General features: G+C 51.3%; 8 protein-coding genes. 5 read left to right on the top strand and 3 right to left on the bottom strand.

Features of this window, described 5'->3' with window-relative positions:
* The first annotated feature begins 42 nt into the window (after positions 1-42).
* Positions 43-3,597, top strand: coding sequence for a hypothetical protein (locus tag Pr1d_RS17420; protein WP_148074717.1), 3,555 nt, complete (start codon positions 43-45; stop codon positions 3,595-3,597).
* A gap of 45 nt (positions 3,598-3,642) precedes the next feature.
* On the opposite strand, the gene Pr1d_RS17415 is transcribed toward Pr1d_RS17420, so the two are convergent.
* The 3 genes from Pr1d_RS17415 to Pr1d_RS17405 all read right to left on the bottom strand — a co-directional run bounded on the left by Pr1d_RS17415 (position 3,643) and on the right by Pr1d_RS17405 (position 8,045).
* Complete coding sequence (locus Pr1d_RS17415; RefSeq protein ID WP_148074716.1) at positions 3,643-5,424, bottom strand: arylsulfatase; 1,782 nt, start codon at positions 5,422-5,424, stop codon at positions 3,643-3,645.
* A gap of 42 nt (positions 5,425-5,466) precedes the next feature.
* Positions 5,467-6,879, bottom strand: a complete 1,413-nt coding sequence (locus Pr1d_RS17410; RefSeq protein WP_168205311.1) for a sulfatase — start codon at positions 6,877-6,879, stop codon at positions 5,467-5,469.
* 173 nt (positions 6,880-7,052) lie between these two features.
* The gene (locus tag Pr1d_RS17405) at positions 7,053-8,045 is read right to left on the bottom strand and encodes a DUF1559 domain-containing protein (protein ID WP_210417756.1); all 993 of its coding nucleotides are present in this window, start codon (positions 8,043-8,045) and stop codon (positions 7,053-7,055) included.
* 294 nt (positions 8,046-8,339) lie between these two features.
* Between Pr1d_RS17405 and Pr1d_RS17400 the strand changes: the two genes are divergently transcribed.
* The 4 genes from Pr1d_RS17400 (at position 8,340) to Pr1d_RS17385 (ending at position 15,870) form a co-directional block, all read left to right on the top strand.
* Positions 8,340-9,416, top strand: a complete 1,077-nt coding sequence (locus Pr1d_RS17400; RefSeq protein ID WP_148074713.1) for a GntR family transcriptional regulator — start codon at positions 8,340-8,342, stop codon at positions 9,414-9,416.
* An 88-nt stretch (positions 9,417-9,504) separates the two neighbouring features.
* On the top strand, positions 9,505-12,669 hold the full coding sequence (locus Pr1d_RS17395; protein WP_148074712.1) for an alpha-mannosidase: 3,165 nt from the start codon (positions 9,505-9,507) through the stop codon (positions 12,667-12,669).
* 60 nt (positions 12,670-12,729) lie between these two features.
* Positions 12,730-13,659 carry an endonuclease/exonuclease/phosphatase family protein gene (locus Pr1d_RS17390; RefSeq protein WP_148074711.1) on the top strand — a complete coding sequence of 310 codons (930 nt, stop codon included), beginning with the start codon at positions 12,730-12,732 and terminating at the stop codon, positions 13,657-13,659.
* A gap of 222 nt (positions 13,660-13,881) precedes the next feature.
* Positions 13,882-15,870 (top strand): sodium:solute symporter family transporter, encoded by a 1,989-nt coding sequence (locus Pr1d_RS17385; protein WP_210417755.1) that lies wholly within the window; start codon positions 13,882-13,884, stop codon positions 15,868-15,870.
* Positions 15,871-17,153 lie beyond the last annotated feature (1,283 nt).

Here is a 17,153-nt window from a genome sequence, read left to right as displayed (position 1 = left end):
TGCTGGCTACTTGTCGACTACTAGATCTAGATTGGAGAGAGAATGGGCGAGAACTCGCGTGAGAGGTCCAAATGTAAAAGCCCGCCTAGTTTAGCTGATCGCAGGACAACTTTCGAGAAGCTTGAAGACCGGCTATTACTCACAACCGTGACCTTCAATGCGCCCTCCTCCAATAGTGGTGACGGAACATGGGTCGCCGGGCAGCGAGATGGTGTCAACGTTCATGTTGGTCCCGCCTACCTCTATTACAACACGAGCCCGGCAGCTTTTCCCGGTTTCCAAGTGGGCGACTCGATGTACCTGAAGGTCAACTACTTCGACGAAGGTTCGGGAAAGCTCAAGGTTGAGTACGACAGTCTTACCGACAACTTTGACGATACAGAATTCCATACTCGTTCAAGCCGCATCGACACACAGCAGTTTGTCAGTTCTTACCACTTACTGGAGAACGTCCAGTTCGCAAACGGAGGCAATGGTCACGATTTTCGCGTGAACACCAGCGGCGCTCCGATTTCGACGGTAGAGTTGTCCGACCAACCCTTCCCGGACAGCGGCCTGGAATGGGTTTGGTCCCCCCCTTGGGAGGCACCTTACGCGGGGCCAAGCCGAGAGGTGGATGCGTCGACGCTTACCGGAAAAGTCCTCGCCGGCTATCAGGGGTGGTTTAACACACCCAACGATGCCGCGGACGAAGGGTATGTCCATTGGGGGCACCCAGGCGACTGGTCCATTGAGCAGTGGCCCGATGCGAACGACTACGATCAGAGCGAACTCTTTCCTGTGCCGGGGGTAGCTACTGCTAGCGGAGAACAAGCCTACTTGTTCTCCTCGGCCAATTCATCGGTCGTTAATCGCCACTTTCAGTGGATGCGCGAGCACGACATCGACGGTGTTTTGGTGCAACGGTTTCGTGGATCGTTCATGTATAAGCAACCTGACGGATCCTATATTGGCGAGCCGCAATGGCCAGTGGTAAACGCTCGCGATGCAGCTCATCGCGAAGGACGCACATGGGCAATCGAGTACGACATTCAGAACGGTGGCACAACCTCTCAACGTGACGTTGTAATTCAACAGGTCAAAGACGACTGGGAATACTTAACCGACCCAGATGGGTTCGACATGCTCAACGACTCGCACTATCAGCGTGAGAATGGCATGCCAGTCGTGACAATTTTTGGCCTCTATGTTAGCAGCGGCAACAGTTATTCCACTGCGCAACAGACCGACCTGATTAACTATTTCCATTCGCGGGGAGTGTACGTCGTCGGAGCGGGCAGACATACTGAATCAGGATCACAAATCGCAAACGCCGGCCTCCACGATGCTTATATCCCCTGGCAAGGATATTGGAAGGGTGGAAACTCTTACTCCTCCGACGAAACAAGACTGAACGGTGTAACACAACACGTCCCTCACGTGTTCCCGGGATTCTCTTGGACTCACCTGCAGAACAGTAGTACTGCTACCTCACGCGATCGCGAAGATGGAAACTTTTATTGGCGGATGATCAGCGACGCCGCCAATGAGACCGACGCCCCCTGGTACTTCATCGGCATGTTCGATGAGTATGACGAAGGGACCAACCTCATCCCTGCCAGCGACGATCCACCTGCGCCGGACATGGATTCGGGTGGAAACCCGTTGACCTACCAGGTGAGCGACCCGATGCCCAACGATTGGTGGATGGCGCTGACCGGAGCAGCCAAGCAGGCCCTGCAAAAAAAGGTTTCGATTAACGATACTATTCCTACCGAGTCCGAACTTGAAAATCGTTCGAACGTCGGTGGGGAGGCCGTTTGGCAGGGTTCCGGCAGTGATCGACTTGCAGCCATCGATAATCCCGATGGCCAAATTCAAACTACTACTTTCTCCGTTGATGGAAAGTCTTTCGACGCGATCTACTCCTTAGACAATCGCTTGTACTTTCAGGTAGACGATAGCTTCTTGCTGCAAGATACCAACGGTCGCGACGTTACTATTGAGGTCGAGTATCTCGATTCAGGTCCAGGACAATTCAATGCTAAATACGACTCCACGACCGACTCCCAAAAGGCAACCGAACCCGCCGTACTAACTGGTAGTGGTCAGTGGCGAACCCACCGCTTCCAACTTTCCGACGCCTACTTCGGCAACAATCAAAACGGAGGAGCTGATTTTCTGCTGGAGAAGATTGGCGGAAATCTGTTCGTTCGCCGCGTTCGAGTAATCAAGGAGAGCATGTTGTCGGTGGATGTCGATCTAGGATCCTCGAATACCGTAAACGGCTTACAACAATTCGAGTTCGCCGGCGACGGTCAGACCTTGGCCACAGACGTCGGCGGTCGCAGCGTTAGGCAACTCACCGGGACGCCTTTATCGCTGTACATGTATTTGCGAGTTGACGACAACTTTGCCAACCAGGTTCATGCGGGATTGAACGCCATTGTCGAAGTGGTCTATCAAGACGTTGGTTCTGGAAACCTTAACATTCAATACGATTCGACAATTGCGGCCTATAAAGTGGCCAGCCCGATTTCGCTTGAGGACAGCGGCGAGTGGCGTACCGCCCGGTTCTATTTGGACGACGCATTCTTTGGAAATCGCCAGAACGGCGGAGCGGATATCCGGATCACAGGCAATCACATCCCGATTGATCAGGTACGGCTACTGCACGCGTTTGGTGACTTGGCAGCACCGGAGTTGGAAATGGCCTCGGCCACGATCAATTCGCCACAGAACACCGTCAGAGTCGCTTGGTCAATGACTGACGATTGGAGAAGCGGCTTGATGGACCAATGGACCGTGCAAGAGGATAATCACATTCAAATCGAATGGACCAACGACGGTGGTTTGTCATGGAATTCTGTAGGTCTGGTTTACGAATATGCGAGCCCAGCATCCCAAAGTGGCTATGACACTGGGGCAGGAGCGAGTACGTGGTCTGACGAAACTACTTGGGATACTAGTGGCCTGGTATCGGGCACCTATCAGATTCGCATTACGCCAATTGATGGACGTGGCAACGCCGGGGCATACCTTGAAACGACGGAGTTCGGCTTGGTCGGAGTTCCCGCTTTGACCGGCGACTACGATCAGGATGCAGTCGTCGATGGGGATGATTTGACCAAATGGTCGGACTCCTACGGAACTACTACTCCCCCTGGATCAGGTGCAGATGGCAATGGAAATGGATTTGTCGATGGGGCTGATTTCTTGGTATGGCAACGAAATTTTGGGGCCATGCTCCCGCCGCCAATAACGGTTGAGCAGCCAGATAGTCTTTCTGCGAGTGCGGTCCCTGAACCAATTCGTGCGACGGATGCCTCAGATGTGGCAGAGCAGATCGTGGCGAGAGACGCAGGCATGGTCCTGTGGACCAAGAATAACCAGCCAAACGTCGAACCACATTACCTTAGCCCAGAGACCGAATCTCCAACAGTTGCAACGATCAACGACCAAACGCTCCGCTTACTAGCTCGCAATGCTGTGCCAAATGATGCGGAAAAAGTCGAGTTCAAGTTAAGGACCTATGACGAAGCTTTTTCATCTTACGAAGAGTCGAACGGATTCTTGGATTCTCTGGAAGAATTACCTGGAGAATTTCTCGATCTCTAGCAACTCTACCGACTCACGGCGATTACTTTGCGACACGACTCGCAGTTAGGGAGTGGGATGAATTTCTGCAGCACGAGATAAGAAAATCTGGTAGGCTCCCCAACGTCCCGGTCCGCTTGCCCACGCAGACACCGAGCACTCTCCCGGAGAGAGTTGGATCTCATCGAACGCCACGGACATTTGGCCATTTGAAGATAATGTACGATGAACGTCGCCGATTTCGATAGTGACTTCGTCACCGAGCTGCTCGAAATGCACGACCACCCGATAATTACCACCTCGGGCGATTTGCACCTGCCAGTGGCCAACGGTCTCACTCGACCAGTTTTCTCCCTGCCAATCGTTTCGCGTCAGCACCGTCTCCTTTTCGAACTCAGTTCCGACGTGAATTCGGGGCGGAGCGTAGTTGTTGGGGCGAGTTGCCGAGACGTCGTCAAACCATCGGTCGTAAGCCGCTCGAAGTCGGTCGACGACCTCGGGATGTTGTTCGGCTAGGTTTCGCATTTCGCCAGGATCGGTAGCTGTTTCATAAAGTTCAAATTGAGGCGTGCCCTCAAATCTTTCGAGATGGAAACCGCTGGGATGCACTAGCTTCCATTGCTGATTTCGAATCATGAAATTATGATGTCGTTGAGGCTCGCCGCCGCGGTGAGCCTGAATGACTATCTCTCGATCAGGCCAATCGACTTCGGCGTTCTGAAGCAGCGGCATCAAGCTGCGGCCGTCGAGTTGAATGTTTGGATCCGGCTCAATGCCACATGCCTCCAGTATGGTTGGCATCAGATCGATATGTGCGGCGATTTCGTCGTGTTTACCGTTTGACTTTATTCTGGCAGGCCAGCTAACCCAAAGAGGCGAGCGGATCCCTCCTTCACGTACCTCACATTTCATTCCTCGGTGCTTGCCGGTAAAGCGGCGCGGCGTTGGCCCATTATCGCAAAGAAATAGGAAAAGAGTGTTCTGGTTCAGACCCTTAGATTCTAGGAATCGCCTTAGTTGGCCCACATTTTCATCGATATTCGTAATCATTGCAGCTACTCGCGTAAGATCATCAACGACGCGATCGTCCGACGCTGAATCTTCTGGCAGTAACCTGCGTAGTCGTTCACTTTCTGTCACGTATTGCGCGCGGAGTCGCTCCGGAACATCGTGGTATGGTCCATGCGGTGCGTTAGGCGCAATGTACACAAAGAAATTTTTTTCATCTGCGACAGTTAGATCAATGAATTGCTCCGCGGCGCGGAAGTACACATCTGTGCAGTAGCCCTGAGTTTGTACCGTCTCGCCGTTGTGAATCAAAACCGGATCGGTGTATCGACGTCGATTGTTCAAGGGGTCGGAAGGCTGGGCTAGCCCTCCTCCACGATGAACCAAAACTTCTTGAAAACCCTGATCAGTAGGTCGCATGGGATAGCAGTCGCCGAGATGCCACTTGCCAAAAATTCCTGTGGCATATCCCCCCTTGGAAAGTGACTCTGCAAGCGTGAACTCTGAGGGTTCTAGCATCGAACGCCCCAGCCAAGTATCGACGACTCGAGTTCGGTAGTTGTAGCGTCCTGTCATCAGGCTGGCTCGGGTCGCGGAACACACGGGGCTGACGTAGAACTGAGAGAATGATGTACTCTGCTCAGCAAGCAAGTCGATATGGGGCGTTAGGATAGCTTCGTTGCCATTCACACCAAAGTCTGTAAAGCTCTGGTCATCTGTCATCACAAGTACGACATTGGGCCGACAGACTTCTGCACTCAGAGAGGCTCGGCAGAGGCACGAAGCGAGTGCGGAAAAGACAACAAGAAGCAACGTCAGATTAAACTGGGACCTATTCATCGACAATCCATACCGAGTCTTAATTGGGTCTAAGTCAGCGTTTCAGTTCAAAACGGGGAAACCCTTCTTCAACAATGTGGCGAGGCGCTTGCGAAGTTTGCTGTATTCGGGTTGGTCCGCCAGATTGTAATACTCTAGCTGATCCTTGGAGTGATCATAGAGTTCAATGCCCCCCTCGCCATCATTGCCCCATTGTGTGAAACGCCACGGGCCAACGCGAACGCTATAGCCCATCCCAACTCCCCCTCGCACAACTTGCGTATAGGCCGCTTTGTCCCAAGTGCTGGAAGGGTTCTCCAACACCGGACGCAGGCTCTTTCCCGAAAGCTTGTGCGGTGCCTTGAGCCCGCAGTAGTCCACGAACGTCGGGTAGATATCCAGAAACTCCACGACGGAATCGGTCTCTTGGCCCATCTTCTCGGCACAGGGCACCCACATGACCATGGGGCCTCGCGCTCCGAGTTCGAAGACGGTCACCTTGTTCCACCAGCCATGTTCCCCTAGATGGTATCCATGATCGCCCAGGAGCAGAACAATCGTGCTGTCCCACAGCTCCAGCCGGTCCATCGCTTCAAACAATTTGCCCACTTGCGCATCCGAGAAACTGGTACATGCCTGGTAGGCTCGTTTAATTTCACGGCAATCTTGGTCGGTGAACTTCGAGAAATCGTAACTCTTTGGAAGGGCATGTTTTAACAGAGGGATGCGATCCTCTGGATCCTGGGCCAACTTGACTTTATCGAGCGGATAGAGATCGAAATACTCCTTCGGAGCAATAAAGGGATCATGAGGTTTATGGAACCCAACACCAATGAAAAAAGGTTGGTCGTGATGTTCTTCAAGAACGCGCACCGCTTCGGCAGCGAGCATACCGTCGGGTTGTGCCTCGTCGCCTCCCTCGGCGGCCAGCCACTTACACCAGGGTATGCTGCCATCACCCGCTTTGCGTCCTTCGCCCTTCTTTCCAATTTTCGGGCTATTCCCCAATGCCTTGTAAGAAAAGTCAAAAGATGCCGCGCCGCGAAATAGGGTTTGACTGCCGTTGTCATCCAGTCCCTGGTGGAAAAGTTTTCCCAGCCCAGCAGTGAAATATCCGTTCTTACGGAACAGTTGCGGCAACGTGATGATGTTCGGCCACTCTTTGCGCAATGATACTCGGTTGGAAACGATTCCGAGCTCATCTGGACGCTTGCCGGTCAAAAACGAGGAGCGGCTGGGATTGCAGACCGGATACTGACAATAGGCGTGGTTAAACTTCACACCTTTCGTCGCCAGTCGATCAATATTTGGCGTGACCATGGAATCATTGCCGTAGCAACCTAGCTCCGGGCGCAAATCATCAATCACAATGAAAAGCACATTCAACGGCTTAGCTTCAACGGAAACTTGGCAAATCATGACACCCAAATAACTCATCAGGGCGACGATGTACTTACGGTCCATCCAATTCTTCATGCCATGGTCTTTCTTCATTTTTCACTAAAAGGTTTACCACGCAGCGACAATAATCCATTTGCCTTTTCGAATGGTGGTTTGTCAACGACCATCGGTGGCAATTGACCGAGTTTTCCTAGCCTGATTCTGCCGCACTGAGGCCTCACCTCATGATTGCAACTGCCGACCAGTCTTCAGAGAGTTTCCTCGGACAGTAGCTCCTCGCCGTTGCGAGAACAGAGGGAGCGAATCACTTTTTTACTGGTCGAGTCAGACAGAAAGTGAATTGAACCATCGCACATAGCGAACTGGGCGCCACCAGGGTGGTCCGAGTGAATCCGCTCATTGTGCCATGCCCGTGGGAGTGGGTCATCGTTAATGCCGCCGTCGATATGAGTGACGTTATTGCCAGAGGCCCAAGCGCCATGGATCGCATCGACAATGCCTTGCTTTTCATCAGCACCGCGCCCAGTACACTCCGTAAGCCAGGTAGTGTTCGACAGACCATCGGTTACGTCCTTAGCTCGGATGGGAGGAGGATCGGTGAGCTTAGCGCTATTGGGAAAGCCCTTGGTACCGATCAGGATGCCCCGCTGTCGGCCATAGAGCTCGCCGTTCAATGGATTCTTAGCATCTTTGTCAGGACCGGAGATGCCGAGATAGTCCATGCAAGCCATTCCCTCACCCGGGACACCACCCAAGTTTATCAAGTGACCAGACTCGGATCGATGCGACTCGATCTGCGAGGTACTCGGGCACAGGTAGAGACCAATAACCTGACTCGTCGCAGGCAGATTGCGCTGAGCACTTTGGGGAAATCGCATGTCGAACAGATTGGCGACCGTCTGTTGCTCTATTTGCGGGAGTAAGGCCACAGACCATGCGCTCGCATAGCTTGCCGGATCCGATCGGGGGCCTGACCACCGTTGCCCAGCCGGGAATTTGGCGTTTGCCGCCTCAAAAGCGGTAAGCCCAATCGAGAGTTGCTTCAAATTGTTGGTGCATTGAGTCCGTCGCGAGGCTTCCCGGGCTGCTTGAACGGCCGGGAGTAGTAGTGCAATCAGTACGCCAATAATCGCAATGACAGTCATCAACTCGACTAAGGTGAAGCCAGCGGTAGCAGCTGGCCCGCGCAAGTGGCGTCTGTCAGGGTAGTAAGCTGAAGTCGGCACCGCGGATATTGCCACTCGCTGCCTGAAGCACTTCCTTGGTTGTAGATGTTGTGGCTGCATTGGATGCGTAATACTTGCACAATTCTTGACGGGAGCAACAGAAGAGATAGATACTATAGACCATTTTTGGTATTATTGTCAATCGACAGCCTAAATTCTCCTTGGTTATGTAAAAATGCCTCTACTTGATTTCCCTAAAAGGAGATTTTAGATTAGTATGTCAGTATACCAATTGTGGACTATCTGTTGGTCTAGGCCAGCTTTGAGTCAAAAAATATCCGCAATAGCTGCGACCACAAATATTTCGAAATGAAACATCTTCGAATTGCCAGCATGATCGAACGTCGAATACAGGAGGGGGACTACGCCCTGACTGGCATACCCGCTGAAAGAGAGCTTGCCGACGATATTGGAGTGAGTCGCGTCACGCTTCGAAAAGCACTTGAGGACCTCGAGGGGAAAGGCCTATTGGAACGAGCCCCCAACCGACGGTTGGTAATTAGCTCTAAGGCGCGTGACAAAGTTGGCGGAATGCAAATCGCTTTTGTTTCGCCCAGCATTTCGCCGACGTCATTTTCGCCGGATCTCCAACTGTGGTTAGCAGCCATGGAGAATGTTGCCCGTCAGCGAGGAGACCGTATACGAGTTATCAATTACCACCATTGGGATGACCCTGCTCTCACGGAATCAATCAGATCATTCGATGGCGTTTTCTTGGTGACCAGCTCGGAACCTATCCCCGCATGGACAGCCGAGTTGCTAACCGATGCAAACAGCGTAGTAGCACTATCAGAAGATCTCACGCACTTCGATATGCCATCTATCGTATTGTTTCCGCCACGACTAATCATTTCCATGATGCAGCGTTTACAACGATTGGGGCACCGTCGGATCGATTGCATCAACATCCAGGGACATAACACGATAACTCAGGCAAGAATGGACGAATGGAGCGACTGGCTGAGAAGTGAGGAAGTGGGCGGTCGACTGGTCGATGAGCCTTGTGGTGTCGATGAAAATATTTTTGAAGCAGGAGTTAAAGTTGCTCGAAAATGGATTCAAAAGATCGACGACCAAACAACAGCCGTGCTTTGCGTAACCCTACCTGCAGCCATGGGAGTCATTCGGGCGGCCAGCGAGGCGGGCTTATCGATAGGTGACCGGTTGAGTGTTTGTACCGTTGACTGTGAAGGTATTGGTAAATTTATCAATCCACCGCTCGCTTCTTTCGAGCGACCCGATCCAGTAGAATATATGAATGCTTGTGCTGACTGGTTTGCGGGAGGTGGCACTATAGATAACTGGCAAGGTCCTTTACTCCTAGAACCTAAGAATCTCAAAATCTTTGACGGCGGTTCAATCGGGCCGCCAACCCAGATGAAGTAGAATCGTGGCCCGAAGATTTCACATCTAAGTCTTTAGTCCTGCTCCAAAATTGCTTTCTTCATGATACGAACCTGGCACGAACTCACTCATGCACCAGCAGCAGCAAGAAAAAACGATAGCAGAGCGCCAGCCCATCGCTGCTTGCCAGAACTACCCTGCCAGCTCGCCGCCGTTTCTTGGGGAAAGCAACTATATTCTCGGACGAGTTCAGTCTCTTAATAATCGACTCAGCGAGGCGATCTATCCTGAACGTAATCGAGTAGAGCAACTCGAAATTGCAGGTCCAGTCGAACGAATTCCACCCTCTGAGGCGACGGCACTAAACTATCGCTCGGTCAAATTGGGTGAATCTCTTGGGCCAACCTTCGCTACTTTCTGGTTTCGACTTAGGATTCAGATCCCGATAGATTGGAAAGGTCGCCGAGTTGATCTGGCATGGCGTAGCAACAGTGAAGCACTACTTTGGATGAAGGGTCTTTCGGTTCAAGGCTTCAATCCAGGACGCGATACGGCCATGATAATTGAAGAAGCAGTTGGCGGCGAAGAGTTTACTGTTTTTGTTGAAGTTGCTTGCAATCATTTGCTCGGTGCGGACGGCGTACCGGGCTTACCGTGGCCAGAGGCCTCTGCAAGGTCGTCACACTGGCTTGAAATGTGTGAGATACGTTGCTTCGATCAAGACGCATGGGACCTCTATCACGACGTCCGGGTTTTAACGGAACTTGTGGCTGATCGAGTCCCTCTCCAGCTAACAAGAGCGATCGGCCCAGAGAAAAAACCGTTAGTCCGTCCAGCCCTTGAGCCTGCGTGGGCGGGACAGCTTCTCTACGATCTTAACGCAGTGTGCAACACTCTGGACCTAAGCAACCGCAAGACTTGGAGGACCGCACGCAAGATGCTCTCCAAGCTGCTAGCCGTAAGCAACGGCGGAGTGTGTCATGAGTTAAGCGCAATCGGACACGCACACATTGACACAGCTTGGCTTTGGCCACTTGCGGAATCCTACCGAAAGACCGTGCGAACATTCAGTTCTGCCGTGCGAAACATGGACGACTATCCCGAGTTTCTTTTTGCCTGTTCGCAGGCCTACCAGTACGAATGTATCGAGCGTCAGAATCCTGATCTATTTGGGAGAATTTTGGCGAAGACCGATTCAGGTCAATGGGTCCCGGTGGGGGGAACCTATATTGAGCCGGACTGTATTCTTCCATCTGGCGAATCGCTTTGCAGGCAGTTCCTCTTTGGACAGCGCTATTTTGAAAGCCGATTTGATCATCGTTGCACTGAGTTTTGGAATCCAGATGTGTTCGGCTACTCAGGACAATTGCCGCAAATCATGCGATTGGCTGGGATCGACAAGTTTCTGACTCAGAAGCTCTCTTGGAATCGCTTTACTTCGCCTCCACACCACACTTTTTACTGGGAAAGCCCTGATGGCAGTCGTGTGCTGACCCACTTCCCTCCGGCAGACACCTACAGCGGAACATGCGAAGTCGAAGAACTTCGTTATCATGCGGCAAACTACAAGAATTCCGATCGTGGACATGATGCCTATTACCTCTTTGGACACGGAGACGGAGGCGGAGGCCCAACGCCGGAAATGCTAGAGACATTACGGCGAACCGAAGATCTTCTTGGGGTTCCACGTTGTAAGCAGCGAACTCCTGAACAGTTTTTTGAGCAACTTGAGAAAAATACTCGATCGATTCCTACCATTGTGGGCGAACTCTACTTGGAGTTGCATCGCGCTACCTATACAAGCCAAGCAATGATGAAGCGGGGGCTGCGGAAAAGCGAACGCTTGCTCCACGACATTGAACTCCTGGGCGTATTGGCTCACAGTGAATCGCAGGCAGTTTATCCCAAAGAGGGTGTCGATCAGTTGTGGAAAAAGCTGTTGCTGAATCAATTTCACGACATTCTCCCTGGCTCCTCGATTGCGGAAGTGCATGAACAGGCACGAGCCGATTTCGCCTCGATTCTGGAATACGGTCAGGCGATTCGAGACGAACTTCTCGACCAACTCGCTTCGGACGATTCGCAACCGAGTGAATTGTTGGCTCTAAATACGACAAGTGTCTCACGCCGCGAGGTAGTGGATGTTGCTGGCCGAGGTCTGACACTTGTAGAATCTCCTTCGGTAGGTTTTGGTCGACAGGTACCTGGCAATAAGCCATTCGTTCCCGTGGCCGTTGAACTCCATGAGGGAAAACTGCATCTGCAGAACGGTCTGATGACTGTGGTTCTCTCAGAGAGCGGAGAGGTGCTCGAGTTAGTTGACCTGGAATCTGGCCGGCAAATTCTGAGTACGCCAGGCAACAAATTGGTACTCCATGAGGATCGGCCCAGCCTCTGGGATGCCTGGGACGTCGAACCATCGATATTGGAAACTGGGCAAGATTGTGAGCCAGCAACAAGATGCGAAATTCAGTCCAAAGGACCGTTGCGAGCTGAAATCGTCTTCGAACGATCAATTGGTCGCAACAGCACCATGACACAGACCGTTCGTTTGGACGCAGATTCGCGACGGCTGGAATTTGACTGCGAGGTCGAATGGCAAGAGGAGCACCAGCTTCTCAAGGTTCTCTTTCCCACCACGGTCCGCTCAGACCGCGCAACGTTTGAAATGCCCTTCGGGTTTGCCGAACGTCCAACGCACCGCAATACGGCGGCAGATGCGGCCCAATTCGAAGTGCCAGGGCATCGCTGGGCCGATCTTTCTGAGCCTGGTTATGGGCTCGGCTTACTCACGGATTGCAAATACGGGTTTAGTGTGGATCGCGGCGTACTTGCGTTGAGCTTACTAAGAGCACCTTCCTACCCAGATAAATATTGCGATATTGGCAAGCATCAGTTTTCCTATGCCGTTGTCCCACACCAAGGAGATTGGCGAAGAGGAAAAGTTGTTTCTGAGGCGACCACATTCAATCAACCACTCCTTTGGGTCAACCGACCATCCAGCGATGCTGGACAATCGCTGTTCACCGTAGAGGGAGATCTCGTCTTAGATACCATTAAGCCTGCTGAAGAAGGCGACGGAGTTGTGGTACGACTCTATGATCCTTACGGTCAACATGGCAAGGCCGTACTAAAGTCTAAGCTTCCATTCACGACTGCATGGAATTCGAACATCATAGAAGATGACCTGGAGCAAGTCGATCTGTTCACGGAGCTAAGTGATGAGAACTATCCATGGAATTGTGTTCCCATTGATTACCGTCCATCAGAAATAGTTTGCTTGCACCTCACATAACGAGATCTGAAAAAGAACTCCTGGAAATCGCAATATGATCTCGTCACAGGAGCGTTTCTTTTGATAGTCCGTCATGAACGAGAGCAAAGGGCAATTCACTTTATCCTTAGCCAGATACTCTTGGCTATGATCGGGACGATCTCCAATTGTGGCTTTGCTGCACCTACAGTCGCGGCAGAAAATCCTGACGCATCGACTGTTCGAGTCATGAGCTTCAATATCCGAAATGGCAAAGCCCAAGATGGCGCTAACCATTGGAGAAATCGCCGTGAGCTGGTCATAAAGACCATACGTCAATTTGATCCAGACGTACTGGGAACGCAAGAGTTAATGGGCATGCAGGCGGAGTTCTTTAAGCAGAATCTTTCGGAATACGAACACCATGGTACAAGCCGAATCCCGACGGACTCAGAAGAAGAACAAAGCGCAATATACTTTCTCAAGTCGCGATTTAAGAAAACGCAATCGGGACACTTTTGGCTCAGTGAAACTCCCGACGTTCCTGGCTCGAAGTCTTGGAATCCTGATTGGCCTCGCATGGTTTCCTGGACACATCTTCGCGAGCGATCAAGACCTGCAACAAGTTTCTTCGTATTCAACACACATTTCGACAACAAGAGTCGAGAGGCTCGACTTCAATCAGCCGCAATCCTACGTGCTCACATCGAGTTCATTGCAGGTGCTTCTCCAGCCATAATCACTGGAGATTTCAATTCTGACGAAGGAAGCCTGCCATATCAGGTATTACTTTACTCAACTGATGCACTTAGCTTGACTGATACTTACCGGTTGAATTTTCCAATCCGCGCCCCAAAAGGTGAGTCATCAAACTCGCACTGGACTGGCAGTCGCTCGGGGCGACGTATCGATTGGATTCTTTCGTCACCCCATTGGGATGTGTCTGAGGCTGCGATAGATTACTTCAATGATCAGGGAAGATACCCATCTGATCACTATCCAGTGACCGTAGTATTGGAACTGGCAAATTGACACGTTGCTGACTTATTAGGAGGCAATCATGATAGGAACACAACAACATCTTCTTCGAGAGGGACACCAGAATCCGTTCGACACTAACTGTGATCAAACCTATGTGCCATGAGGATGGTTGTTGTTATATTTCTACTCGAATATCTTCTTTTCTATTTCATTTGGCCTTAATTAGGCTGTACGCCTCTGGCTGGGAAGAACCTTTCCAAGGACGAAATCATTGTGACCAGCGGGTATCTTAACTCTTTCGACTACACGATCATCAGCCTCTATCTGATGTTGCTGATCGGGATGACTTTCTATCTCAAGAAATTTGCGTCGGCTAGCCTAGAAGACTATCTAGTCGGCGGACGCGCATTACCATGGTGGATGTTGGGCGCTTCGGGAATGGCCAGCTACTTGGACGTAGCCGGCACAATGGTTATCGTCTCCTTCCTCTACATGCTGGGACCGCGAGGACTATTCATTGAGTTTCGCGGCGGCGCCGTATTGGTACTGGTGCTCATGATGCTCTGGACCGGCAAGTGGCATCGCCGATCCGGATGCCTAACTGGCGCCGAATGGATGATTTATCGCTTCGGCGACGGACCCGGAGGCCGCTTTGCCCAACTTGCCAAGGCGATCGCTTCCATCGTCTGGTTGATTGGCATGTTGGCCTATCTTATTAAGGCGATGGGGCTGTTTCTCTCGATGCTGTTGCCCTTCTCTCCCATGCAATGCGCTGTCGCCCTGATCGGAGTGGCAGCTATCTATACAATGTTCTCAGGGTTCTACGGCGTTGTATTCACGGACCTCCTTCAGTCGTTAATAATCATCGCTGCCGTAATTCTGGTTTCCTACTTGGCTATGTCTGAGGTGACCGATGCCGGCAGCTTACAGGTGCTAGCGACACAAGTCACCGGCAACTCGCAATGGACGACTGCCACGCCAGAGTGGCATACTCCCATGCCCGAAGGTTACCAGCAGTATCAAGCCCTAATTGCCTTCGCCGGTCTTTACTTGCTACGCAATCTTTTCTTTGGAATGGGCACCGGCGACGATCCTAAATACTTCGGTGCTAAGTGTGACGCCGATTGCAGCAAGCTATCATTCTTGTGGACCTGCTTGATGTCCGTACGTTGGCCGATGATGATGGGATTTGCTGTATTGGGCTTGGTTCTAGTCAATAGCCTTTTCCCTGACCAATCAGTAATCCAAGATACTGCTTCCCTGATCAAACAACATGTGCCGGACGTAACAGAGGAGAATTGGCAACACGTCACCTCCGCCCTAATCAACTCGCCGGAATCAAGTGATCCCCAATTGGTTGCCAAATTACAGGCAGGGCTGGGAGAGCGGTGGAAGGGGCAACTACTATTGGTCAGCTATCACGGCACTGTGAATCCCGAACGCATTCTTCCCGCCGTCCTGCTCTTCAAGATTCCTTCCGGTTTCCGCGGACTGATGTTGATCGCATTGCTCGCAGCATCGATGTCCACATTTGATTCGAACGTCAACATGACAGCCGGAATGTTCGTTCGTGATATTTACCAAAAACACATTCGGCCGTCTGCTGAAATCCGTGAATTGTTGGTTGCCACTTGGATCTTCATCGCAGCCATGGTCTTCATTGGTTTCGCATTTGCCTACAATGTGAAGAGTATCCACGAGGTTTGGGATTGGATCATCATGGGACTCGGTGGTGGCATGATGATGCCTATTATTCTGAGGCTATATTGGTGGCGATTTAACGGCGGTGGTTTTGCGTGTGGCATGGTTTGCGGCATGGTGGCTGCCCTCTGTCAACGATTGCTCGTTCCTGATTTGGGTCCTCAATATCAGTTGCTATTCATCGGAGGAATTGGCCTGCTGGGTTCCGTTGTAGGAGCTCTACTGACACCTCCCACAGACCCGGAAGTGTTGCGTCATTTCTATCGAACGACCTGGCCTTTCGGCTTTTGGAAACACCTCAAGGACGAATTGCCCGAACCTGTAAAGCAGCAGGTAACCAGCGAACATCGGAGGGATATTTCAGCCGTTCCTTTTGCTCTGACGTTCCAAATAATGATTTTCCTAGTTCCGATGTTGTTGATCGTTCGCAATTGGTATGCCTGTGCAGTCTGCTCAGGAATCGCCGCAATCGCCCTATTCGGCCTCTATCACATCTGGCTGCGCCACATCAACATTCCCGCGCCGTCCATGGATACGTGCTCGGATAGAGAAGTATTCTGAGTACTACCACTCGTAAGTTAGTGCAGATGTGATCGAGAGGTTTGTCCCGCTCTAATCCAACTGAACAATTAGAAGCGATTCATGACAGTTTTTATTTGTACGGCATTGCAACACTGACAGCATTAGGCACTATCTCTACTCCTAAGAACGAATGAGAAGCAATCAAAAAACCACATTACATATATCAGTATCATATCACCTAAACAAACACTCCAGCCCTCCCTCCACGGCCACAAGCAGATAGATACGGGTGGATGCTCACATTTGAATGCCCGGCTGTGTCACGGACCTCAGCCAACGTCCGCCCTCTATAGAGTAAGCGTCTGATTCTGACATAATCGCGATCCAGGCTTCGTGGTATCCGTTTATGTTAGTATCGTTGCAGATCCTCCTAGTAGTTGCGAAACAATCCTAAGCGACTGCTTCTAATCGCATTCTCATTCTAGGAGAGCTTTGCTGGTTTTTTGACACCAGTAGCGGGGCCATCTGTGTTGAAGCTAAAAATAGGGAAAAAACGCTGAAAACTGTAAGGGTTGGCTAGTCTATCAGGCGTAGAGGATGATTTGGCGATAGGTTCTAGTGAACGAAGCGGATCGAGATAGGTGTCTGTGTTGGTGGAGCATAAAGGGTGGAGTAGCGATTTTATTCGCCAGACTCTAGGCAATTTGGTAAACTACACCCACGCGCGCGAGACGGACTAAAGAGTGGCAAAGCAATACTCGTCAAGAAGTATCTTGCAACCTCAGACTTGATCAATCTGAATTCAATCGCTTAGGGTCGCGTCTAACGAGCGATTGGCCTTCGATAGGTATTTTCACCCGTTCTCTTGATCGACGCGTCTAAGGGCGAATTTCGCGTCTGAGTGAGTGTATCGTGGGAACATCACTCTTCCCCTTTCATACAACCATGGCGCACGCCTTCGTCGAGTAGCCTCCGTCCAGCCTGCCTGTATCTTCTCGCACCGTTCTCGAATCTGCGCTGGGGTGGGATCGGGACGTCTCCTTCGTTTCTTCATGGTGGTTTCAATTCCCAGCTGTAGTTTTCGCCAACTTAGTCGCACGCTGATACTCGGGTTCAGTGAAGCATCTCGGCGAGATGTCTATCTGCTTATTACCGTTGCATATCTTCTCGATCCTTGCCAAACGATCGGCTTCCTGGGTGTCATCCGGTGACACTTTGGAGTGAGGCCGTGCCTGTCGCGGAGGACGGTTAGGACGGTTGTTTTGCATTGTGTCTCTCTGGTACTTATATGGGGATATTTAAGAAAAATAGATCGTTCACAA

Source organism: Bythopirellula goksoeyrii, from assembly GCF_008065115.1.
In the GTDB taxonomy this organism is placed as follows: domain Bacteria; phylum Planctomycetota; class Planctomycetia; order Pirellulales; family Lacipirellulaceae; genus Bythopirellula; species Bythopirellula goksoeyrii.
Note: the sequence above shows the minus strand (reverse complement) of the source record. Positions and strands in the feature narration are given on the sequence as shown.

Excerpts from the sequence above, each read along its gene's own strand:
- Pr1d_RS17420 (WP_148074717.1), top strand. The coding sequence starts at position 43 with ATGGGCGAGAACTCGCGTGAGAGGTCCAAATGTAAAAGCCCGCCTAGT.
- Pr1d_RS17415 (WP_148074716.1), bottom strand. The coding sequence starts at position 5,424 with ATGAATAGGTCCCAGTTTAATCTGACGTTGCTTCTTGTTGTCTTTTCC.
- Pr1d_RS17410 (WP_168205311.1), bottom strand. The coding sequence starts at position 6,879 with ATGAAGAATTGGATGGACCGTAAGTACATCGTCGCCCTGATGAGTTAT.
- Pr1d_RS17400 (WP_148074713.1), top strand. The coding sequence starts at position 8,340 with ATGAAACATCTTCGAATTGCCAGCATGATCGAACGTCGAATACAGGAG.
- Pr1d_RS17395 (WP_148074712.1), top strand. The coding sequence starts at position 9,505 with ATGCACCAGCAGCAGCAAGAAAAAACGATAGCAGAGCGCCAGCCCATC.